The organism is uncultured Pigmentiphaga sp. (genome assembly GCF_937950555.1).
In the GTDB taxonomy this organism is placed as follows: Bacteria; Pseudomonadota; Gammaproteobacteria; order Burkholderiales; family Burkholderiaceae_B; genus Pigmentiphaga.
Map to the genome: position 1 here is coordinate 32,329 of NZ_CALFCW010000012.1, position 21,403 is coordinate 53,731.

The window sequence follows — 21,403 nt, forward strand, 5'->3', positions numbered from 1 at the left end:
GCCTTTAGCCGAAGAACCAATAGCACACGCCGATTGCCGCCAGCACTCCCGCGAGGTCGGCCAGCAGGGCGCACCCTACCGCATGCCGCGTGCGCTGGATGCCCACCGCGCCGAAATACACGGCCAGCACGTAGAACGTCGTTTCGGTGCTGCCCTGTATCGTGGCCGAGAGCAGTGCCGGGAAGCTGTCCACGCCGTAGTTCTGCATGGACTCGATCATCAGCGCGCGCGCTGCGCTGCCGGAAAATGGCTTGACTAGGGCGGTGGGCAGGGCGTCGACGAAACGCGTATCGAATCCCAGCCATTGCACGGCGGCACGCAGGCCTTCGAGCGCAAAGTCCAGCGCGCCCGATGCGCGCAGCACGCCGATGGCGCACAGCATCGCGACCAGATAGGGCAGCAGGCCCTTGGCCACGTCGAAGCCGTCTTTCGCGCCTTCGATGAAGCTTTCGTAGACGGGCACTTTCTTGAGGGCGCCCACGACGAGGAACGCGAGGACCAGGGCGAACAGCGTCAGGTTGCCGAGTAGGGACGAAAGCGCGCCTAGCGCCGCGGCCGAGAGGGTGGAGAGAAACGCCATGAAGCCTCCGAGCAGCAACACGGCCGCGGCCATCCAAGCCATCACGACGGGATCCCAGATGCGCAGGCGCTGCACGATGGCGACGGCGAGGAATCCCGCCAGGGTGGAGGCGCTCGTCGCCAGCAGGATGGGCAGGAAAACCAAGGTGGGATCGGATGCCCCCTGTTGCGCACGGTACATGAAGATCGTCACCGGCAGCAGGGTCAGGGACGACGCATTCATCACCAGGAAGAAGATCTGCGCGTTGCTCGCCGTCGCGCTGTTCGGGTTGAGCGTTTGCAGCGACTTCATTGCGCGCAGGCCGATGGGCGTGGCGGCGTTGTCCAGGCCCAGCACGTTGGCGGCGAAGTTCAAGGTCATGAGGCCTACGGCAGGATGACCGCGGGGCACCTCGGGCATGAGCCGTGCGAAGAGCGGCCCCAGCAGCCTGGCGAGCGCATCGACCAATCCTGCCCGCTCCGCGATTTTCAGGAAGCCGAGCCAGAGCGTGATGGTGCCGAACAGCAACACCATGACCTCTACCGAAAGCTTGGCCATCGCAAAGAGCGCGCCGACCATGGACTGGAACACCGAGGGATCGTGTCCCGCTCCCCAGCGGGCGAAGGCGGCGACCGCCGCGGCGAGGAAGAAACCCAGCCAGAGTCTGTTCAGCATGCGGGCAGAAACGCTGTCTGTTCGGGGTGGGGCCGGAAGCCGGCAAACCCGCTGATTGTAGCGACTCGCTCCCCCAGCTCAGGCGCGGCGGGCATATTGGGCTGGGGTGACGCCATTCCAGCGACGAAAAGCGCGCGAGAAAGCCTTGGCGGATTCGTAGCCCACGGCTTGCGCGACCTCGTCAGGGGTCGCGCCCGGTTCCTTGAGTTTTTCCGCCGCCACGACCATGCGATAAGAGGACAGGTATTGCATGGGCGTCATGCCCACGAGCCGCCGGAAGCGCTCGCTGAACACCGTGCGCGACGAATAGCTCGCGGCCGCCAGCGTCGCCACGGTCCACGGTTTTTCGGGGTGTGCGTGGATCTGCTGCATGGCGCGCGCGATGCCTTGGTCCTGCATGCCCCGCAACACGCTGGCGCGGCGCTGGGCCGGCGAGCGCAGGTGTTGGCCGAGGATGTGGACGAGCAGGAGATCGGCCAAGCGCGCGGTGGCGAGCTGCCAGCCGGGCGGCTGCTCGAGCGTTTGGTTGACGAGTGATTCCATCGCCGTGGCTAGCGCGGCAGTCATGGGGGTTTCGCTCCGGCGAATCACGATGAGGGCGGGCAGGGCATGCGGTAGCGCGCGCAGGCTGTCGGGCAGCCACAGGTGCAGCGAGAACATCTCGGTGGCGGGGCCGTTGCCCCCGTGCGCAAAGACGATGGGCTGGTCGCCGTGCGCGCCTACCTGGTGCGCCGCAATCAACGGCTGGAACGGTTGGGGCGGCAAATCGGGCCCGGACGAGATGGTGTGGGGGTCGCCATGGGGCAGCATGGCGATGTCGCCGGCCTCTAGGCGCTCGGGCGCTTGGTCTTTCACGGCCAGCAAGTAAGGCGCGCCCGCGCACATCCGGATCAGGGCTCCTTCGACGCCGGCCGATCTCAACGCCCAGGGCGCCGAGAGCGAAAAGCGGGCCGTGACCGCCCGGTCGGCACGCCAGTGGGTCAGCAGGCGGCTCAGGAGATCGCTGGGACGTGCATGCATGAAGGCAGGAAAGGCAGGCTTGGCGGCGGACCGCGGCGATTTCCGTACGGTCGGTTCCCCGTTCCGGCGTCCCGAGGGTTGAGGCCTTGCCCTCTTGCGCCGACACTACGGGCCTCGACACGGAGATTATCATGCCTCGAATCGACCACGCCCTGATCGTCGGCGCCGGCATTGCCGGATGTTCGACGGCGATCGCGCTCGCCCAGCAAGGCGTGCGCGTCACCATGGTGGAGAAACAGCAGGTCTGGAAGTTCCAGAGCTCTGGGCTATTTATCTATAGCAATGGCTTGCGCGTCCTGCGCGACCTCGGCGTGCTGCCGCAGATCCTCGAGGCGGGGTTTGCCGTCCGCGGCGGACGCAATCAGTACTTCGATGAAAGCGGAACCTTCATCGTCGAGACGGTTTACCCCTCGCCGGAAGGCCTGCCGGCCATCGTAGGCATCAAGCGGGCGGAATTGCACCGCGTGCTTGCAAGCCGCATTGCCGAGCTGGGCGTGACGGTCAAGCTGGGGGCGACGGTCACGCGCATGTCGGATGCCGGAGGCGAAGGCCCCATGCGCGTGAACTTGTCCGACGGGACGCAAGGCGAATTCGACCTGGTGATCGGCGCCGACGGCATACGATCGCAGGTCCGCGCCGAAGTGTTCCCGCACATCGAGCCCGTTTATTCTGGCTTCGGCGTGTGGCGCAGCGTGCACGACCGCCCGCGCGGCCTCGACGCGAAAATCATGATGATGGGCGTAGGCAAGCGGCTCGGCATCATGCCGATCAGCGACGAGAAGCTTTACATGTTCGGCGTCATGCTCGAGCCCAAGGACGCCTGGTACGAGCCCGCCGACTGGCCCCTGCTGATGCGCGAGCGCTTCGGCCACTTCGGCGCCCCGGCGGCGCAGTTTCTCGAGCAGCTCGGCCCCGGCAGCGAGGTGCTCTATACCGCCGTGGAAGAAATCATCGCCCCGGTTCCCTGGCATCGCGGGCGCGTGGTGATCATCGGCGACGCCGCGCATGCCTCGACGCCTTTCATGGGGCAGGGCGGTGCCATGGCCTTGGAAGACTCGGTAGTGCTCGCCAAGTTGCTGACCGGGCCGGGGTCGCTCGAAGAGGCGCTCCAGGCGTTCGCTGCGCGCCGCCATCCCATGTGCAAGCTGGTGCAGGACGTCTCGCGCCAGGTAGGGCAGGCCGGTGCGCTGGAGGCAGCCGACGATTGCGCGCGCCGCGACGCCGAGCTGCGGCGCGACGGACAAGGCAAGGTCGACGCCTTCTTTGCCGCGCTGGACCGCCTGCGCTGAAGGGCGCTCAGTCCTGGCGGGTGTTGGCCTGGATGAACTCGATCTTGTAGCCGTCGGGGTCTTCGACGAAGGCGATGACGGTGCTGCCGTGCTTCATCGGGCCGGCCTCGCGGGTGACCTTGCCGCCCAGCTGGCGGACGCGCTCACAGGCGGCATAGGCGTCGTCGACTTCGATGGCGATGTGGCCGTAGCCGTTGCCGAGGTCGTACTTGTCGGTATCCCAGTTGTGGGTCAGCTCGATCACGGCGCCGTCCTGTTCATCCTGGTAGCCCACGAAGGCGAGCGTGAACTTGCCGTCGGGGTAGTCCTTGCGGCGCAGCAAGCGCATGCCGAGGACCTTGGTGTAGAAGTCGATGGAACGCTGCAAGTCGCCGACTCGGAGCATGGTGTGAAGTAGTCGCATGGATGCCTCGCGTAGAGTTGGGAAGAGGCCCGGCACGTGCGGGCCTTCAATCGAATTGCGGAAGGCTGGCCGGGTCGTGTCGCCGTAGTACGTCGCGCGCGCTCTCGAAACCCGGCAGCAACTGCCCGACTTCGGCCCAGAAGCCCGGGCCATGGTTCATTTCGCGCAGGTGGGCCAGTTCGTGCGCGATGACGTAGTCGATGATGTCCAGCGGGAAATGGATCAGGCGCCAGTTGAGCAGGATACTGCCTTCGCTGGTGCATGATCCCCAGCGGGTCGCGGCCGACGACAGTTTCCAGCGCTTGATCGCCAGGCCGGTGCGCGCGAGGAACTCGCGCAGGCGGGCGTCGAACACGCTGCGCGCGCGGCCTTGCAGCCAGGCCTGGACGGCATCGCGTATGCGTGCGGCTTCCGCGTCGTGCGGCAGGCCCAGCCATAGTATGTCGCCATCGGCAGGGGCGTCCGGATCGACGCTCTGGAGCCCGGTCTCGCGCTGCGCATCGAGCCGCATGACCACGCGCCGGCCGAGATAGGGCAGCTCGCCGCCGTCTTCCCAGCGCGTTTGGTTGAGCGCCAGCCGCTCCTTGCGTTGTTGCCAGTCGCGCAGCTTGGAGAGGATCCAGCGGGACTTCTCCCGCACGGCAGCGTCGATTTCGGCGAGGCCGACCCACCGGGGTGCCGTGACCCGCAGCCCGTCGTCCCCGATTAGAAAACCGATGGTGCGCCGGCGAGAACGCTGGAGCACGAAACGGATCAATTGCCCTTCGGCCATCACTTCGCGCCAGCGTGCGCCGGGCGGAAGTTGGATCGAATGGGGCTGTGGCGCCGGCCTGCCCGGGACGAGCGGCGCGTCCGCGGGCGCCAGGTCGGCGAACAGGTCAAGCTGCGCGGAGGCGAGTTCTGCCTCCCGCCGTGGGGCCGGGCGAGCGGCGGGAGCGGTAGCGGGACGTTTGGCCATGGCGTTGGGATCCGTTCGCGAAGAGCCGTGCCCGGTGTCAGGCGGCGTGGCTCCGGGAGTCGGGATAACGTTCGGGATTGAGCCTGCGCATTTCGCCTTCGATCCAGTCTTCGACGCGGCGATTGATTTCGTCCGCCGTCAGGCCATGGGGATCGATGGCCGGGCCGATCGATATGGTAACGGTTCCGGGGCGCTTCACGAACGTCCTGCGCGGCCAGCACTCGCCCGCATTGTGGGCGATGGGAACGACCACGGCGCCGGTGCGCACTGCGAAGCGGGCGCCGCCGCTCTTGTACTTGCCCTTCTTGCCGGGCGCGACGCGCGTGCCTTCGGGAAACATGACGATCCATCGACCGGCCGCCAGGCGCTCGCGGCCCTGGGTGACGACTTGTTCGAAGGCGTCGCTGCCTTTCTTGCGGTCGATGGCGATCATGCTCAGGCTCGCCAGGCCCCAGCCGAAGAAGGGGATCCAATTCAGCTCGCGTTTGTAGACGTAGCAGATCTGGTGCGGCAGCCAGCCGGCCAGGAACAGCGTTTCCCAGGTCGACTGGTGCTTGGAAAGTACGATGGCGGGCCGGTCGGGCAGGTTCTCCCAACCCTTGACGCGCCACCGTATGCCGGCGATCCAGCGCGCGCCCCACACCACCAGCCGGGGCCAGCCGATGGTGAGCCGGTAGCGCCAATGCAAGGGGAGCGGAAGCCAAAGCACGCAGGCAATGGCGTAAGGCACCATGGTGCCGATGAAAAAGATCGAATACAGCAGCGATCGTAGCCAGCGCATCAATCAGTGTTCCTCGGGCTGGGCGGACGCCTCCAGCGCATCGGCGACCGCACTGAGGTCCTTCCAAACGACGGTGCCCGGCGGCAGGTTGCCCTTGGCCAGCGTCTTGGGGCCGTTTCCGGTCAGGACCAGCCAGGGCGTACAGCCTGCAGCCGCCGCGGCTTCGAGGTCGCGCGCCGAATCGCCCACCGAGGGAACGCCGTGCAGGTCGATTTCGAAGCGCCGCGCAATCTCGCGGTACATGCCCGGCAGCGGCTTGCGGCAGTCGCAGCCGGCGTCGGGTGCGTGCGGGCAAACGAAGATGGCGTCGATGACGCCACCCACCTTGGCCAACTGGGCCTTGAGCTTGGCATGGATGGCGTTGAGCGTGGCCGCGTCGAACAAGCCGCGGCCCAGCCCCGATTGGTTGCTTGCCACGACCACGCGGTATCCCGCCTGGTTGATGCGCGCGATGGCTTCGAGCGCACCGGGCAATGGGATCCATTCGTCGGGCGACTTGATGAAGTCGGGGCTGTCCTGGTTGATGACGCCGTCGCGGTCCAGGATCACCAGCTTGGGACGAGTCAGGACGCTTGGCATCGTTTAGGCAGCCGCCAGGCGAGACAAATCGGCCACGTGGTTCATGACGCGGTGCAACTCGGCCAGGAGTGCCAGCCGGTTGGCCCGGATCGCAGGATCTTCGGCCATGACCATGACGTCGGCGAAGAAAGCGTCGACCGGGCCGCGGGCCTGCGACAACACCGACAGCGCGCCCGCGAAGTCCCCTTGCGCGAACTTGCCTTCGGCCTGCGGCCGGAGCGTGCGCACGGATTCGGCCAGTGCCTTCTCGGCCGGTTCGGCGAGCAGCGCCTCGTTCACCTGCCCGGGGTCGCCTTCGACCTTCTTCAAGATGTTGCCGATGCGCTTGTTGGCGGCGGCCAGCGCAGCGGCTTCGGGCAGCGCGGAGAAGGCCACCACGGCCCGCACCCGGGCGGGCACCTGGGCGAGCGGCGGTGCGACGGCGATCACGGCATCGACCGCGGCGCGGTCGAACTGTCCTGCGAGCTGGTTGCGGTACCGCTCGAAGATGAAGGCGCGGACCTCGTCAATTTGTTTCGGCGTGGGCGGGGTGGCAAAGCCCGCTGCGGCCTGCGCGAGCAGGGCATCGAGCGTCAGCGCCGAGTCGCCCGCGAGACGTCCGCCGGCCTCCAGCTGCTCGAAGGCGCTGATCAGGCCCAGGGCCGCCCGGCGCAGGCCGTACGGATCTTTGTCGCCGGTGGGGGCGAGGCCGATGCTCCAGATACCGAGCAGCGTTTCCGCGCGCTCAGCCAGGAACAGCGCGGCTGCCGTGGCGCTGGCATCGGTCACGGGCGCTTCCAGGCGGATGCGGTATTGCTGGCGGATGGCTTCCACCACGTCCGGCGCTTCGCCGTCGGCTTCGGCGTAGTACGCGCCCATGATGCCCTGGAGTTCCGGGAACTCACCCACCATGCCGGTCACCAGGTCCGCCTTGGCGAGCAAGGCGGCGCGGTCGGCGCGGCCGGGGTCGGCGCCGATGGCTTGGGCTACCCAGCGCGCCAGCGCACGGACGCGTTGCGAGCGTTCGAGCTGCGAACCCAGTTTGTTGTGATACACGACGGTGCCGAGCTGTTCCACGCGCTCGGCCAGGGGCACTTTCTTGTCGGTCTCGAAGAAGAAGCGTGCGTCTGCCAGGCGCGGGCGCACCACCCGCTGATTGCCCTCGATGATGTTGGAGGGGTCGGCCAGCTCCATGTTGCTGACGATCAAGAAGCGATGCGTCAGCTTGCCGGTCGCGGCGTCGAACAGCGGGAAATATTTCTGGTTCAGCCGCATGGTCAGGATCAGGCATTCCTGCGGCACGGCCAGGAATTCGGACTCGAACTCGCCCACATAAACCGTGGGGTATTCCACCAGGGCACACACCTCGTCGAGCAGGGCAGCTACGTCGGCTTCATCCCCCAGCGAGGCGCCGAGGCGGGCGGCCTGGTCGCGCAATTGCCGCTCGATGGCGTCGCGCCGCTTGGCGAACGATGCGATGACGCGCCCTTGCTCGCGCAGGCGGTCTTCGTAGGCGTCGGCCGAGGCGAGCTCGATCGGGCCCTCGGACTGGAAGCGGTGGCCGTAGGTGGAGCGTCCTGCCCGCAGCCCGAGCGCGGTCACGTCCACGACCCGATCGCCGTGCAGCGCGACGAGTCCGTGCGCCGGACGAACGAAGCGGACAGTGGTCGTGCCGTCGGCGAGCTGGTAGCTCATGACCTTGGGGATGGGCAGCTTGCCGAGCGTTTCTTCCAGCACGGTCTGCAGCGCGGCTTGCAGCGCGGCGCCCTTGGCGATGCCGCGATAGACGAGCTGCTCATTCTTGCCGTCCGATTCGCGCGCCAGGCTCGCGACGTCGACCGATTGCAAGCCCTTGGCGGCCAATTTCTTCAACAGGGCCGGCGTAGCTTGTCCGTCGGCCGTCAGGCCCACGGACACGGGCATCAGCTTTTCGGAGTATTCGGTATCGGCGGCCTGGGGCAGCACGGCCGACAGGTGGACGGCCAGGCGCCGCGGGGTGGCGTAAGCCGTCACGGCATTGCCGCCGGCCAGCAGCCCGCGGCTTTGCAGCCCGGCCGCAATGCCGTCGGCGAAGGCCTGCCCCAGCCGGTTCAGGGCCTTGGGCGGGAGTTCCTCGGTGAACAGTTCCAGCAGGAGGGGTTGAGCGGCCGACATTACGCGGCCTCCTTGCGTGCAAGCATGGGAAAGCCCAGTCGTTCTCGTGAGTCGTAGTAAGCCTGCGCGATGGCGCGCGACAGGTTGCGGATGCGGCCGATGTAGGCGGCCCGTTCGGTGACGCTGATGGCGCCGCGGGCATCCAGTAGGTTGAACGTGTGCGCGGCCTTCAACACCATCTCATAGGCCGGCAGCGCGAGCGGCACCTCAACCAGCCGCTTGGCCTGGGCTTCGTAGTCGTTGAAGTGGCGGAACAGGATCTCGGGCGAAGAGTGCTCGAAGTTGTAGCTGGACTGTTCCACTTCGTTCTGGTGGTAGACATCGCCGTACGTCACGCGCGTACCGTCGGGCGCTTGCGTCCACACGAGGTCGTAGACGCTTTCCACGCCCTGCAGGTACATGGCGAGGCGCTCCAGGCCGTAGGTAATCTCGCCCATGATGGGCTTGCAATCGATGCCGCCGACTTGTTGGAAGTAGGTGAATTGCGTCACTTCCATGCCGTTGAGCCAGACTTCCCAGCCCAGGCCCCACGCGCCCAGCGTGGGATTCTCCCAGTCGTCTTCCACGAAACGGATGTCATGTTCCTTGGGGTCGATGCCCAGTGCCTCCAGCGAGCCGATGTAGAGGTCCAGGATGTTAGGCGGCGAGGGCTTGAGCACCACCTGGTACTGGTAATAGTGCTGCAGGCGGTTGGGGTTCTCGCCGTAGCGGCCGTCCTTGGGGCGGCGCGAGGGCTGGACGTAGGCGGCGCGCCAGGGTTCGGGCCCCAGGGCCCTCAGGAACGTGGCGGTGTGCGAGGTGCCGGCGCCGACTTCCATGTCGTAGGGCTGCAGCAGGGCGCAGCCTTGCTGGCTCCAGTACTCCTGGAGTCGGAGGATGATCTGTTGAAATGTCAGCATGGTCTTGGAATCAATGCGGCCGCGTGCGGCCATCGGCCCGGCCAAACCAGGGATTTTAACTGGCCCGCGCGAAAAGCGCGCCGCACCGGGCGCGCCCGGTGGGCGCAAAGGTGGTCATTCCCGCGCGGATGCACGCCGCAGCCAGGCCAGTCCGGCCAGCAGGGCGGCCACGAGGACCAGGATGGGCGCATTGCCCGTGCGGACGTAGGGCGTCAGGCCCGTCGTTCCCTGGACCGTGATGTCGAGTACGCCCGCGGTATGCGGCTCGAGTTGGCCCACGATCCGGGCCTGGGCGTCCACCGCGGCGGTCATGCCCGTGTTGGTCGCCCGCAGCAGGGGCCTGCCGGTTTCGCGCACGCGCATGCGGGACATCTGCAGGTGCTGCGGCAAGGCGAGGGAGTCTCCGAACCACGCCAGGTTGCTGATGTTGGCGAGGATGGTGGCGCCGGGGTCGGACGGGCCGGGACGTATCGCGGGCAGGAGTTCCTCGCCGAAAACGTCCTCGTAGCAGATGTTCAGGGCGATGTGCTGGCCGCCTATGTCGAAGGGCTTCTGGCGCGGTGCGCCCCGGTCGAAATCGCCCAGCGGCATGACCATTTCGTCGACGAACCAGCGGAAGCCGGGCGGGATGAACTCCCCGAACGGCACTAGGTGCCGTTTGTCGTAGCGTCGGTCGACCTGTCCGTTGACCAGTCGCTCGGGGGCCGTGGTGCCGTCTAGCGAAATGACGCTGTTGTAATAGCGGTCGCGGTCGGGATGGATGTCGCGCATGGCGACGCCCAGCACGAAGGTGCCGCCCTGTACGCCGGCGCTGTCCACCCACTCTTGCCAGGCTTCGGCCGTGAGTTGGTCCTGGAAAACCGGCACCGCCGTCTCGGGCAGCAGCGTGAGGGCGGCGGAACGGCCGTCGGCCCTGGGAAGCATGGCCAGGCCCCGGTGCGTGTCCATGCCATGCCAGATGCGGGCAGGGTCGAATTTGTCTGAGAGTGGGATGTTGGCTTGCACCAGGCGCACGTCCAGCGCCGGGCCGTAAGGCTGCACCCAGGTCCAGGCCCCCCCGGCGATTCCGATTGCCAAGGCGCCTGCCGCGGCTGCCAGGGCGGGCCAGCCGGCGCGCAGGGCGGCGCCGCGCCGGCCGGGTTCCTTGCGCCGCCACGCTGCGGCTGCGATCCAGGCCAGCCCGGTCGCCGTCAGGGCGGCCGCAAACGCGACGCCGTAGACGCCGAGCAGGGGCGCCCAGCCGTGCAGCGGACCGTCCACGTGGGCGTAACCGATGTTGAGCCAGGGGAATCCGGTGAAGAGCACGCCGCGCAGCCATTCCGCGCCGCTCCAGCAGGCGGCGAGCGCAAGCACGTAGACGAGCCCCGATGCGGCGCCACGGGAATCGCGACCGTTCGGCCGGCGGCTCAGCCACCACGCCAAGCCGGTGGCCAGGGCAGGGTAGAGGGACAGGTAGGCCGCCAGCAGGCCGACGCCCAGCGCCGCGAGGGGGGCGGCCATGTAGGCGTAGACGTGCAGGCTGACGTAGATCCAGGAAATGCCGACCGCGAAGGTGCCGGCGCCGAACAGCGCGCCGATCCAGGCCGCTCTTCCTGCCGACGGGGCGCGCCATGCCAGCCGGCTCAGGGCGCCGAAGGCGGCCAATTGGAGCATGGGCAGGGACCAAGCGGGGAAGGGGGCTGGCGCGAAGGCCAGCCCATGCAGCATGCCAAGAATCAGCGCACCGGCCAGCGCGGCGTGAGGGATGGACACGGGTCGATTCAGCCTGGGTTGGACATCACGGCGGACGAGGGCGCCGAGCCGGGCGTCAGCCGCGACACGCGCAGCCACAGGGCGCGGCGCGCATCGGCGCGGATGACCTCGATGCGCAGGTCGTCGCGCTCGATGCGGTCTCCGCGCCGCGGAATGCGGCCCAAGGTGCCAGCCAGCCAGCCTCCGACCGTGTCGTACTCGTCGTCGTCCAGCGACGAGCCGAAAGTTTCGTTGAAGCGCCGGATGCTGGTCAGCGCGACGACGCGCCAGCGATTCTTGCCGTCCGGGAAGATGGACTGCTCCACGGCGGCATCGTCGAACTCGTCCTCGATTTCGCCGACGATCTGCTCCAGCACGTCTTCGATGGTAATGAGGCCCGCCGTGCCCCCGTGCTCGTCGACCACGATGGCGATGTGGTTCCGGTTGCTGCGGAATTCGCGCAACAGGACGTTCAGGCGCTTGGACTCCGGAATGAAGACTGCCGGGCGCAGGAGCGTGCGCAGGTCCAGCTCGCGATCCACCATGTAGCGCAGGAGGTCCTTGGCCAGCAGGATGCCGATCACGTTGTCCCGGGTGTCCTCGTAGACCGGGAAGCGCGAATGGGCAGTTTCGATGATGGTCGGAAGCAGGGCGTCGATGGGCTGCGACACCTCGAGCATGTCCATGCGCGAGCGGGGGATCATGATGTCGCCGGCCGTGAGTTCGGACACGGCCAGCACGCCCTCGATCATGGACAAGGCCTCGGCATCGAGCAGGTCGCGGCCGTAGGCCGCCTCGAGCACGGCCTTGAGATCCTCGCGGTCTTCCGGTTCGCGGTGGATCAGCGCTGAAAGGCGCTCGAAGAAGGTCTTGGGTGTGTGCTTGGGCGTACGCTGGGCGTACGCCGGACTAGGGGATGTATCTGACATCGTCCTGGGAGGACAGTTGGAAAAGTTTAGGATACCTGATACGGGTCGGGGATGGCCATCGTAGCCAGGATGCGGGTCTCCAGCGCCTCCATGCGCCGGGCGTCGCGTTCGTTCAGGTGGTCGTAGCCCAGGGAGTGCAGGACGCCGTGCACGACCAGGTGGGCGGCGTGATGCAAAAACGGCTTTTTCTGGGCCTTGGCTTCAGCTGCCAGCACCGGCACGCACAGTACGATGTCGCCGCCGACCACCCCGTCCGGCCCCGGGCCGTATTCGAAGGTCAGCACGTTGGTGGCGTAGTCCCGCTGGCGGAAATCGCGGTTCAGGCGGCGGCCTTCGGCAGCCCCGACCAGGCGGAGCGTCAAGGCGACGCCCGGGATGCCGGCCAGCTCGGGCGCGCGCAGCGTCTGGGCGACCCAGCGCCGCAGGCGCCAGCGCGGCAGGCGCGGCTCCTCTTTGCCATATTGCACTGCGAGGGAAAGCGTCGGCACGGCGGTCGCTTCAGCCGTCCTGGGACGTCTTGGCATGCTTTTCGTAGGCGTCGACGATGCGCGCCACCAGGGGATGGCGTACCACGTCCCCGCTGGTGAACTGCGTAAACGAAATGCCTTGGACCGAAGCCAGGATTTGCGCGGCGTCGAGTAGGCCGCTGCGCTGGCCCCTGGGCAGGTCCACCTGCGACGGGTCGCCCGTAATGACCGCTTTGCTGCCGAATCCGATGCGCGTCAGGAACATCTTCATCTGTTCCGGCGTCGTGTTCTGCGCCTCGTCGAGGATGACGAAGGCATGGTTGAGCGTTCGCCCCCGCATGTAGGCCAGCGGCGCGATTTCTATGGTCTGCTTCTCGAACAGCTTGGTGACCCGCTCGAAGCCGAGCAGGTCGTACAGCGCATCGTAGAGCGGTCGCAGGTAGGGATCGACCTTCTGGGTGAGGTCTCCGGGCAAAAAGCCCAGCCGCTCGCCCGCCTCGACTGCGGGCCGGGTAAGCACGATGCGTCGCACCGATTCCCGTTCCAGCGCGTCGATGGCGCACGCGACGGCCAAGTAGGTCTTGCCCGTGCCGGCGGGCCCCATGCCGAAGGTAATGTCGTGCGCCAGGATGTTACGCAGGTAGTCGCGCTGGCGCGGGGTGCGGCCTCGCAAGTCCTGCCGGCGGGGCAGGCGCAACACCACTTCCGTCTCGCCGGGTGCTCCTTGGGGCGGCGTTTCTTCGTCCGCGTCGTGGGCGGCGGTCATGGCGCCCAGTTCCACGAGGTTCAACTGCAGCTCGTCGACCGACAAAGGGTGGTCGGCGTGCTCGTAGAGGTATTGCAGCGCCGCCGATGCGGCGTCGGCGCGCTCGCCTTCCAGGGTGATCCGGTGGCCGCGGCGCGCCAGCTCGACCCCGTAGGCCGTCGCCAGCTGGCGCAGGTTTTCGTCGAGCGGGCCGCACAGGTTCGACAGCCGGGTGTTGTCGTCCCCCAGGGAAACGACGACCGGCGCGGGGCGGCGGTGAGCGCCGCGGGAGGGTGCTGCCGTCATGCGGACAAAGCCTCGGTCGCGTCGGTTTCGCGAGTGACCACTTCGCCGCGCAGCGTGTGCGGCAGCGCCGCAGTAATGCGCACGTCGATCATCTGGCCGATGAGCCGCGGCGGCGCCGGGAAGTTCACGATGCGGTTGTTTTCAGTGCGGCCCATGAGCTCCTCGGGGTTCTTGCGCGAGGGGCCTTCGACGATGATGCGCTGCGTGGTGCCCACCATGCTTTCGCTGATGGCGGCCGCCTGCTCATTGATCCGCGCCTGCAGGCGCTGCAGGCGGGCCAGCTTGACCGTTTGCGGCGTATCGTCTTGCAGGTCCGCCGCCGGCGTACCCGGACGGCGCGAATAAACGAACGAGAACGCCGTGTCGAAGCCTACGTCGTCGATCAATCGCATGGTTTTCTCGAAGTCTTCCTCGGTTTCTCCGGGGAAGCCGACGATGAAGTCCGAAGACAGCGTCAACCCGGGGCGTGCGGCGCGCAGCTTGCGCACGATGGACTTGAACTCGAGCGCCGTGTAGCCGCGCTTCATCGCCATCAGGATACGGTCGCTGCCCGATTGCACCGGCAGGTGCAGGAAGGACACGAGCTTGGGCAGGCGGGCGTAGGCCTCGATCAGCCGGGGCGTCATTTCCTTCGGATGCGAGGTCGTATAGCGGATGCGCTCGATGCCGGGGATGTCGTGTACATATTCCAGCAGCAGCGCGAAATCGGCGATTTCGTCGGTGTCGCCCATCTTGCCCCGGTAGGCGTTCACGTTCTGCCCGAGCAGCGTGACTTCCTTGACGCCTTGGTCGGCCAGGTCGGCGATCTCGGTGAGCACGTCCTCGAACGGCCGGGAGACTTCCTCGCCGCGCGTGTACGGCACGACGCAGAAGCTGCAGTACTTGCTGCAGCCTTCCATGATGGAGACGAAGGCCGTCGCACCTTCCACCCGGGCGGGCGGCAGGTGGTCGAACTTTTCAATTTCGGGGAAGCTGATGTCTACCTGCGGCGTGCCGGACGCGCGCCGCTTGGCGATCAGTTCGGGCAGCCGGTGCAGCGTTTGCGGCCCGAACACCACGTCGACATACGGTGCACGCGCCACGATGGCCTCGCCTTCCTGGCTGGCGACGCAGCCGCCCACGCCGATCACCAGGTCCGGCTTTTCGCGCTTGAGCATCTTGGCGCGGCCGAGGTCGGAGAAAACTTTCTCCTGCGCCTTTTCGCGCACCGAACAGGTGTTGAAGAGAATGATGTCCGCGTCTTCCGGCCGGTCCGTGAGTTCCAACGGCTGGTCGGCGTTCAGCACGTCTACCATTTTGTCCGAGTCGTACTCGTTCATTTGGCAGCCGAACGTGCGGATGTATAGTTTGCGGGGAGTGGCTTGGGTCATCTCGATTGCCGTGACGGGGTTATAGCCCGCGGGCACAAATGCGGAATATGGCATTTTATCAGAGGGTTACGCGGGTGGCTGCCCGGCGCGGCAGGCGGGGTACACCCGTTCAGGTCTCTGTCAGTGGGTAGGGGCTAGACTGACGGCTCAGGTGATTGCTTTGCCGCAAAGGGCATCGGTGAGACCGCAGCTCCCGACGCCTGGCAGAGCGGTTCATCCGACACCGATACCGCGCTTCCCCCGCGAGCTTTTGAGGCGCGGCATTGTGTGCTCCCTGTCGGCCCGACGGCAATGCTGTCGGGCCCTTTTTTTTCGCGATGCAGAGCCATTTGCGCGCAGCCCGGGAACACTATATAATCGCGGTCTTAGCTTTTGGCGCATTAGCTCAGCCGGTTAGAGCGACGGAATCATAATCCGCAGGTCCCCTGTTCGAATCAGGGATGCGCCACCAGGATACGCAAGGGCCCAACCACGGTTGGGCCCTTTTTCATTTGCTGCCCGCTTTCCTGGTTTCGCTACCCCCGCGGGAGCGGGAGGGACGGGCATGGCGACCTGCAATTTACTGTAGCCCGGGCAGATGCGGGGGGAAAGACAGCCGCAGCGTCGCTGCGTTTTCCGTCACCAGGAATTCGATGTGTCCACCGAGCTCGCGGGCGCGGCGGTGCATGTTGCGCAGACCGTTGCCGATGTTGCTGCGGTCTTGCAGGGCGGTGCCGTGGACGTCGTTGAAGACGCAAAGCAGGGCTTGCCCGTCCGGGGCGGTTTGTCCCTGTATGGATAGCTTGCGGGCAGCACCGTGGCGGATCGCGTTGGTGACTGCCTCCTGCAGGATGCGCAGCACGGAAAGGGCGTTCTGCGGCGTGACTCCGGTGACGGCCGGCAGTTTCTCGGTCGACCAATGCAAATCGATGCCCAGCCGGCGCATTTGCGGTTCGAGCCGCTCGCGGAAGGCGGCGAGCGCCACGCCCAGGTCGCCGTCGCCAAGATCGAGGGAATGCACCACCAGCCTGAGGTCGTCAAGCGCGGCCCGCGCAGCCTGTTCGATGTCTTTGCCGCGTTCGCCCTCGCGTTCGGCGAGCGCGATGATGGTCACGAGATGGCCGCTCATGCCGTCGTGCAGGTCGCGCATCAGGCGCCGGCGCTCTTCTTCGCGCACCATGCGGTTGGCGTGGATCTTTTCTTTCTCGTGCATCAACACCAGCTCCCATTCCTGGGCTGCGAGCTGCTGCCGTAGCGTCTCGTTCGCGTTGTCGAGGCTGTTCAGGCTGCGCGCGAGGCGGCCCATCAGTACCACCGTGATGGCGAGCAGCAGGAGGGTGCGCGCGTAGGGGGCGTGCAGGAAGGGGGCGTCGTGGATGCCGGTCACGACGAGCACGTCGTGCAGCGCGAACCAGCCGGTCAGGGCGCACGGCCCCATCATGATGGCGGCGTCCCAGTTTTCCTCGCGCGCGAATCGATGGGCCAGGATGGCGCTTGCGACGAAGTATGCGGCGGCCAGGAAACAAGCGCTCACGAGTCCGACAATGGCGAACGGGACCGTCCCGGTTTGCCCGAGCAGCAGGAGGGCGAGGGGAAGGAGCACGACGGCCGGGACCAGCCATTTCGGCCGCGGCAGGCCCGCGATGGCGAGGGCCATGCCTATCGCCATCAGGCCCACGGCGGGCGTCAGAGCGATGGAGCGGAACTGATCGACGGGGCCGAGCGCGTGCTGCGGCGCCTGCGTCAGGACGACCAGGATGCTGGTCACGGAAAGCGTGGCCAGCCACCCGAACACCGCATCGTGGCGGCGGGTGATCCAGATGGTCGCAATGCCTATGGTCAGCGCGATGTGCAATGCGAAGGTCATCGCGCGGATTTCCTCGATCAGGAAATCCGACAGGCGATAGGCCGGCATGACCTGGTCCGCCGTTCCAATGCTCACCTCCGACAACCGGCCGGGTAGCCAGCCCACCTTGCGCGTCTGGCGAACCACGAGCTCATTGTCGCCCGCATGCAGCGTGCCGCGGGGAATGCGGGCGAGGAAGGAGTAGCCGCTGGTCGGCGTGGGCCATGCGGTGTCGGGCACGGGGTCCGCGCGCTGGCCGTTCACCCAGGTTTCGACCTGGTGGCGCGCCGCCGGAATGAAAATGAACAGCGGTTCGTCAGGGACGGTTTCCAGGCGGAATGCGAGCCGGTAGGTGCCGGTGGTCAGTTCGAACAGGTTTTCCGGTGTCCAGCGGTGCGGGAGCGAGACGACGCGTTCCGTGTTTTCACCTGTTTGGATGAAGCGGGCCGTCGCCAGCGTCAGGCCATCCGTAGGTGCCCCGACATGAATGAGATAGGGAAGCAAGCCGATCGCGATCGTCAGCGTGACCAAGGCGATCCAGGCGATCGCCTTGCCCCGGCGGCCTAGGGGACGCCCGCCCGCGGCCATTACAGCTTAATGAGCCCGAGCCGTGCCGCTTCGAAGACCGCTTCGGAGCGATTGCTGGCTTGGAGCTTGCGGTATATGTTCCGAATGTGGACCGGCACCGTTTGTCGCGAAATGGCGAGCTTGTCGGCCAGCTCGCCGTAGGTGAAGCCCTTCGCGATGCCCCATAGGATGTCCATTTCGCGATCGGTCAGCGAAGGCTTGGGTTTGGCCGCCTCGGGATGTTCGGGCGCGTGCCCGAGTTCGGATAGCCGGCGCACCAGCACGCGGGCGATGCGCGAGGAAATGGGCGAGCGTCCGGCCATGACGTCCTTGATCGCGTCGACCAGGTCGATGGAGTCGGCATCTTTGAGCAGATAGCCCGACGCGCCGGCTTCGATGGCGTCGAGGACGGAGCGTTCGTCGGCCAGCACCGAGATGACCATGGCTTCGGCCTTGGGGCGGCGTTTGGCCAGGTAGCGGATGGCGTCGATGCCGCTGCCGTCAGGAAGGTTGATGTCCGTGATCAGCAGGTCGATGTCATTGGCCCCGATGGCGATCAGAGTTTCCTCTAGGTTGGGGCAGGCGGCGCAGAGTTGCGCTTCGGGCCAATTGCCGATGATGCGGGCGAGTCGTTCGCGTATGGGGTCGTCGTCTTCTGCCAGAAGAATTCTGAGTGCACCCGTGGTCATCTTGGATCTCCTGCCGCACTCTGCGCATCGCCACCTGGGGTTACGTCGAGTGCACTTTTTCAGTTGAACACAGTATCGCAGAGCGGTGCGCACGATAAATACCATGGATATGGTATTGGGCAGACGCGCCGTTGTGCGTAACATGCCCAAAAGCCGGCGCCCTGTCGGTGCCCTGGGGGAAGGTAATGAGGAGTATCCAGTATCTCGCGGCGACGGGGGTTGCCGCGCTCATGGGGCTCGCCGCGTGTGGCGGGTCGTCGGATGGGGGAGGCCCGGACGACGGGCCCGGCGCCAGTGCTCCCAACATCCTGTTCGTGGTGATGGACGACGTGGGCATCGACCAGATGGCCGCCTTCGGCTACGGCGGTGCCACGCCGCCCAGCATGCCGAACATGACGGCGGTTGCCGATGCCGGCCTGCGTTTCCGCAATACGTGGTCCATGCCCGAGTGTTCACCGGGGCGCGCCGCGTTTTTCCTCGGCCGGTATCCTACGCGCACCGGCATCTACCAGGCCATTGGGCCCAACGACCTCGCCAATTCGCAGGTGTCTCCGTACGAGGTCACCGTGCCCAAGCTGCTCAAGCGCGCCAATTACGAAAGCGCGATGTTCGGCAAGTTCCACCTGGCCGGCCCGGAGAACAACGAGGCCGAGTACGCGACGCCTGCGGTGCTCGGCTGGGATTATTTCTACGGCTGGCTCGGCGGCCTGCCTGGTTCCATCGATACGACGGCCGGCGGCGTTGCGCCCGAGAAAACCTATGCCTGCGGATTCGTGCCGGGCAAGGCGGCGGGCGGGGCAGACCACGGCGCCTGCTATAGGCCCGACGGCAGCTGCAGCATCATGCGGCGCACGTCGGCGTTGCAAGACGCTGCGGGCCTGCAGTGCCTGGATGCGGGCGGCATATTCGTGCCGGACGAAGCGTGTGGCGAGCCGCCCGCCACGCTCGATTTCGAGCGCGAGAACGCGCATTACGTTTCGCCGCTCGTGATCGTCGATCAAGGGAAAGTGACTCGCGTGCCCCTCAGCGATCCGCGCTCGCGCGGTTTCCGCACCCGCATCGAGACCGACGCCGCCATCGCATGGATCAAGTCGCGCTCGGGCAAACAGCCATGGATGGCTTCCGTTACCTATAGCGCGGCCCACACGCCCTGGCAGCAGCCGCCCCGCAGCCTCATCCCCGCGAGCGGCCATGCCGGGTCCGACGCTTGGGACTGCCGCGCGACGCTCGAGGGCCGCCTCATCCAGGACCAGATGACCGAGGCCATGGACACGGAATTCGGCCGCTTGCTGGTGGAAACCGGATTGGCGCGCCGGGGCGAGGACGGCCGATTGCAATACGACCCGAAGGCCAGCAATACCATCATCGTGATCGTGGGCGACAACGGCACGCTGGGCTCGGCGGTCAAGGCGCCGTTCAGCACCGACCGCGCCAAGGCCACCGCCTACCAGACGGGCATCTGGGTGCCGCTCATCATCGCCGGGCCGCAGGTGGAGCAGCCCGGCCGCGAAGTCGACCGCATGGTCAATGCGGTAGACCTGTTCCAGTTCTTCGGGGAGGCGGCGGGCATCGACGCGCACGCGGCAGTGCCGCGCACGATCGACTCCGTCTCGCTCATGCCGTACCTGACCAACCCCGAGCAGCCCAGCCTGCGCTCGGTGAACTTCGCCATAGGGGGCTACAACATCCAGGCCAATGGCACGCGCAATGGCGCATGCGTCATCGGCACGGTCTGCAACCAGACGCCGGTCTCCAAGAGCGTGTGCGAGGACAACCAGGGCGTATGGTGGGGAGCCGGCTATGACGATCCTTCGGTCATCCCCAACGACGGCGCGGGCTACCAGACCTGCTGGGCCGTCAACCAGGCGCTCTTCAAGGCCGAGCGGCCGTTGATCGACATCATGCCGGAGATCTCGGCCGCGATCCGCAACGACCGCTACAAGCTGGTTCGCAACACCACGCAGGCCTATGATCCGGCAAGCGACAGCGGTACTTCCGTGGTCACCGACGAGCTCTACGAGGTCGACCAGGCCGCTCCCATCCCGCAGCTCGACAAGGCCGAGCGCAACCTGCTGGTTGCGCCTACGCCGGAGATCGAAGCCGTCTACGCGGACCTTCGGGCCAAGCTCGAACAGATGCTGGCCGCCGATCCAGATTGCCCGGGGGACGGCAATCGCGATGGCGTGGTCGATGAAGAAGACCTGTCCAACTGGAGCCGCATCGCGCGAGAGTGGGGGCTATCCAGCGTCTATGACTTCGTGACTGGCACGGCCCGCGATGGGCTGACCAACGACGCCGATGGCCAGGTCGTCCGCAACAACCTCGGCAAGATCTGCCCCAAGACCTATGGACTCTATTGATCCACAACGCAACCGCCGGCGCCTGTTGGCCGGCGGCGTGGCGCTGGCCGCGGCAGGCACCGGCGTCGCAGGCGTGCTGGGCTGGCAGGCCTGGCGCAGCCGCCCCGCGGAAAAACCGCGCGTCGTGCTCGGCGACGGCGTGAAGACGCCCAAGGGCATGGCCTGGGTGCCCGGCGGCGAATTCCTCATGGGCAGCGATCACAAGCTGGCCTATCCCAATGAACGTCCCACGCACCGCGTCCGCGTCCCGGGCTTTTGGATGGACGTCACGCACGTCACCAATGACCAGTTCGCCCAGTTCGTCAAAGAGACGGGTTACGTCACCACGGCCGAACAAAAACCGGATTGGGAAACGATACGGGTGCAATTGCCGCCGGGCACCCCGCGCCCGCCGGACGATATGCTGGTGCCGGGCGCCATGGTGTTCGTGGGTACCGACAGGCCCGTGCGGCTAGACGACTATTCCCAATGGTGGCGCTTCGTTCCCGGCGCGAATTGGCGCCATCCGCAAGGGCCGGGCAGCTCCATCGAAGGCAAGGGCGGGCACCCGGTCGTGCAGGTGAGCTACGCCGATGCGTTGGCGTATGCCAAGTGGGCGGGCAAACGATTGCCCACCGAGGCGGAGTGGGAGTTCGCGGCGCGGGGCGGCCTCGAGCAGGCAACGTACGCCTGGGGGGACGAGCTGCTGGTCGACGGCGCGCGCCAGGCCAATTATTGGGATGTGCGCGAGCGCCCCTTCCCAGTGATCAGCCCCCGCGCCGGCGGTGCGACCGGCACGCTCGAGGCCGGCTCTTTCCCGCCCAACGGCTATGGGCTGCTGGACATGACGGGCAATGCCTGGCAATGGGTGGCGGACTGGTACCGCGCCGATTACTTCGCGCGCCAGGCCAAGTTGCGCCAGCCCATCGAAAATCCCCAAGGGCCATCGGACTGCTTCGATCCGAGCGAACCGGGCGTGCCGGCCAATGCGCCCAAGCGGGTGATACGCGGCGGCTCGTTCCTGTGCAACGAAGACTACTGCTTGTCTTATCGACCGAGCGCCCGGAGAGGCGCAGACCCCTATAGCCCGATGTCTCACCTGGGCTTTCGGCTGGTTATGAGCTAAAGGAACCGCAACT

At 66.7% G+C, this 21,403-nt stretch carries 18 protein-coding genes and 1 tRNA gene; 4 read left to right on the plus strand and 15 right to left on the minus strand.

The window, feature by feature from the left end; genetic code table 11:
• Window positions 1-4 precede the first annotated feature (4 nt).
• Together Q0319_RS01700 and Q0319_RS01705 are read right to left on the minus strand one after the other, a co-directional pair.
• On the minus strand, window positions 5-1,234 hold the full coding sequence (locus tag Q0319_RS01700) for a spore maturation protein (protein WP_296466174.1): 1,230 nt from the start codon (window positions 1,232-1,234) through the stop codon (window positions 5-7).
• Between the two features lie 78 nt (window positions 1,235-1,312).
• Entirely contained in the window at window positions 1,313-2,254 is a 942-nt protein-coding gene (locus Q0319_RS01705; RefSeq protein ID WP_299450502.1) for an AraC family transcriptional regulator, read from the minus strand.
• 131 nt (window positions 2,255-2,385) lie between these two features.
• Here Q0319_RS01705 and Q0319_RS01710 point away from each other — a divergent pair, with 131 nt between their 5' ends.
• Window positions 2,386-3,543, plus strand: coding sequence for an FAD-dependent oxidoreductase (locus tag Q0319_RS01710; RefSeq protein ID WP_296462909.1), 1,158 nt, complete (start codon window positions 2,386-2,388; stop codon window positions 3,541-3,543).
• 7 nt (window positions 3,544-3,550) lie between these two features.
• Here Q0319_RS01710 and gloA read toward each other — a convergent pair whose 3' ends face one another.
• The 11 genes from gloA to miaB form a co-directional block, all read right to left on the minus strand.
• On the minus strand, window positions 3,551-3,946 hold the full coding sequence (gene gloA / locus Q0319_RS01715; RefSeq protein ID WP_296462905.1) for a lactoylglutathione lyase: 396 nt from the start codon (window positions 3,944-3,946) through the stop codon (window positions 3,551-3,553).
• Window positions 3,947-3,992: 46 nt separating this feature from the next.
• Window positions 3,993-4,904: a SprT family zinc-dependent metalloprotease gene (locus Q0319_RS01720; RefSeq protein WP_296462902.1), complete on the minus strand. Its 912-nt coding sequence runs from the start codon at window positions 4,902-4,904 to the stop codon at window positions 3,993-3,995.
• A 37-nt stretch (window positions 4,905-4,941) separates the two neighbouring features.
• Complete coding sequence (locus Q0319_RS01725) at window positions 4,942-5,685, minus strand: lysophospholipid acyltransferase family protein (RefSeq protein WP_296462899.1); 744 nt, start codon at window positions 5,683-5,685, stop codon at window positions 4,942-4,944.
• Window positions 5,686-5,688: 3 nt separating this feature from the next.
• Entirely contained in the window at window positions 5,689-6,264 is a 576-nt protein-coding gene (gene gmhB, locus Q0319_RS01730; RefSeq protein ID WP_299450505.1) for a D-glycero-beta-D-manno-heptose 1,7-bisphosphate 7-phosphatase, read from the minus strand.
• A gap of 3 nt (window positions 6,265-6,267) precedes the next feature.
• Window positions 6,268-8,397, minus strand: a complete 2,130-nt coding sequence (gene glyS / locus Q0319_RS01735; protein WP_299450507.1) for a glycine--tRNA ligase subunit beta — start codon at window positions 8,395-8,397, stop codon at window positions 6,268-6,270.
• The gene (gene glyQ, locus Q0319_RS01740; protein WP_296462890.1) at window positions 8,397-9,296 is read right to left on the minus strand and encodes a glycine--tRNA ligase subunit alpha; all 900 of its coding nucleotides are present in this window, start codon (window positions 9,294-9,296) and stop codon (window positions 8,397-8,399) included. Before glyQ ends, glyS begins: the two co-directional genes overlap by 1 nt.
• Window positions 9,297-9,410: 114 nt before the next feature.
• On the minus strand, window positions 9,411-11,048 hold the full coding sequence (gene lnt, locus Q0319_RS01745; RefSeq protein WP_296462887.1) for an apolipoprotein N-acyltransferase: 1,638 nt from the start codon (window positions 11,046-11,048) through the stop codon (window positions 9,411-9,413).
• Between the two features lie 8 nt (window positions 11,049-11,056).
• A complete protein-coding gene (locus tag Q0319_RS01750) occupies window positions 11,057-11,956 on the minus strand; it encodes a transporter associated domain-containing protein (protein WP_296462883.1) in 900 nt (299 codons plus the stop codon).
• Window positions 11,957-11,982: 26 nt separating this feature from the next.
• Entirely contained in the window at window positions 11,983-12,480 is a 498-nt protein-coding gene (gene ybeY / locus Q0319_RS01755) for an rRNA maturation RNase YbeY (protein WP_299450510.1), read from the minus strand.
• On the minus strand, window positions 12,455-13,474 hold the full coding sequence (locus Q0319_RS01760; protein ID WP_299450512.1) for a PhoH family protein: 1,020 nt from the start codon (window positions 13,472-13,474) through the stop codon (window positions 12,455-12,457). The genes ybeY and Q0319_RS01760 overlap by 26 nt, the downstream gene beginning before the upstream one ends.
• Window positions 13,471-14,844, minus strand: a complete 1,374-nt coding sequence (miaB, locus tag Q0319_RS01765; RefSeq protein WP_296462875.1) for a tRNA (N6-isopentenyl adenosine(37)-C2)-methylthiotransferase MiaB — start codon at window positions 14,842-14,844, stop codon at window positions 13,471-13,473. Before miaB ends, Q0319_RS01760 begins: the two co-directional genes overlap by 4 nt.
• A 374-nt stretch (window positions 14,845-15,218) precedes the next feature.
• On the opposite strand from miaB, the gene Q0319_RS01770 reads away from it, so the two are divergent.
• Window positions 15,219-15,295, plus strand: a tRNA-Met gene (locus Q0319_RS01770).
• Window positions 15,296-15,403: 108 nt separating this feature from the next.
• On the opposite strand, the gene Q0319_RS01775 is transcribed toward Q0319_RS01770, so the two are convergent.
• Both Q0319_RS01775 and Q0319_RS01780 read right to left on the minus strand, forming a co-directional pair.
• A complete protein-coding gene (locus Q0319_RS01775) occupies window positions 15,404-17,200 on the minus strand; it encodes a hypothetical protein (protein WP_299450515.1) in 1,797 nt (598 codons plus the stop codon).
• Window positions 17,201-17,256: 56 nt separating this feature from the next.
• Window positions 17,257-17,925 (minus strand): response regulator transcription factor, encoded by a 669-nt coding sequence (locus Q0319_RS01780; RefSeq protein WP_296462869.1) that lies wholly within the window; start codon window positions 17,923-17,925, stop codon window positions 17,257-17,259.
• A gap of 185 nt (window positions 17,926-18,110) precedes the next feature.
• Between Q0319_RS01780 and Q0319_RS01785 the strand changes: the two genes are divergently transcribed.
• On the plus strand, window positions 18,111-20,285 hold the full coding sequence (locus Q0319_RS01785; protein WP_299450517.1) for a sulfatase-like hydrolase/transferase: 2,175 nt from the start codon (window positions 18,111-18,113) through the stop codon (window positions 20,283-20,285).
• Window positions 20,272-21,390 (plus strand): formylglycine-generating enzyme family protein, encoded by a 1,119-nt coding sequence (locus Q0319_RS01790; protein ID WP_296462861.1) that lies wholly within the window; start codon window positions 20,272-20,274, stop codon window positions 21,388-21,390. Before Q0319_RS01785 ends, Q0319_RS01790 begins: the two co-directional genes overlap by 14 nt.
• The last annotated feature ends 13 nt before the right edge of the window (window positions 21,391-21,403 follow it).

Coding starts and splice junctions, on each gene's coding strand:
- ybeY (WP_299450510.1), bottom strand. CDS start 12,480: ATGCCAAGACGTCCCAGGACGGCTGAAGCGACCGCCGTGCCGACGCTT.
- miaB (WP_296462875.1), bottom strand. CDS start 14,844: ATGACCCAAGCCACTCCCCGCAAACTATACATCCGCACGTTCGGCTGC.
- Q0319_RS01785 (WP_299450517.1), top strand. CDS start 18,111: ATGAGGAGTATCCAGTATCTCGCGGCGACGGGGGTTGCCGCGCTCATG.
- Q0319_RS01750 (WP_296462883.1), bottom strand. CDS start 11,956: ATGTCAGATACATCCCCTAGTCCGGCGTACGCCCAGCGTACGCCCAAG.
- Q0319_RS01720 (WP_296462902.1), bottom strand. CDS start 4,904: ATGGCCAAACGTCCCGCTACCGCTCCCGCCGCTCGCCCGGCCCCACGG.
- gloA (WP_296462905.1), bottom strand. CDS start 3,946: ATGCGACTACTTCACACCATGCTCCGAGTCGGCGACTTGCAGCGTTCC.
- glyQ (WP_296462890.1), bottom strand. CDS start 9,296: ATGCTGACATTTCAACAGATCATCCTCCGACTCCAGGAGTACTGGAGC.
- Q0319_RS01760 (WP_299450512.1), bottom strand. CDS start 13,474: ATGACGGCAGCACCCTCCCGCGGCGCTCACCGCCGCCCCGCGCCGGTC.
- Q0319_RS01725 (WP_296462899.1), bottom strand. CDS start 5,685: ATGCGCTGGCTACGATCGCTGCTGTATTCGATCTTTTTCATCGGCACC.
- Q0319_RS01790 (WP_296462861.1), top strand. CDS start 20,272: ATGGACTCTATTGATCCACAACGCAACCGCCGGCGCCTGTTGGCCGGC.
- gmhB (WP_299450505.1), bottom strand. CDS start 6,264: ATGCCAAGCGTCCTGACTCGTCCCAAGCTGGTGATCCTGGACCGCGAC.
- Q0319_RS01705 (WP_299450502.1), bottom strand. CDS start 2,254: ATGCATGCACGTCCCAGCGATCTCCTGAGCCGCCTGCTGACCCACTGG.
- glyS (WP_299450507.1), bottom strand. CDS start 8,397: ATGTCGGCCGCTCAACCCCTCCTGCTGGAACTGTTCACCGAGGAACTC.
- Q0319_RS01780 (WP_296462869.1), bottom strand. CDS start 17,925: ATGACCACGGGTGCACTCAGAATTCTTCTGGCAGAAGACGACGACCCC.
- Q0319_RS01710 (WP_296462909.1), top strand. CDS start 2,386: ATGCCTCGAATCGACCACGCCCTGATCGTCGGCGCCGGCATTGCCGGA.
- Q0319_RS01700 (WP_296466174.1), bottom strand. CDS start 1,234: ATGCTGAACAGACTCTGGCTGGGTTTCTTCCTCGCCGCGGCGGTCGCC.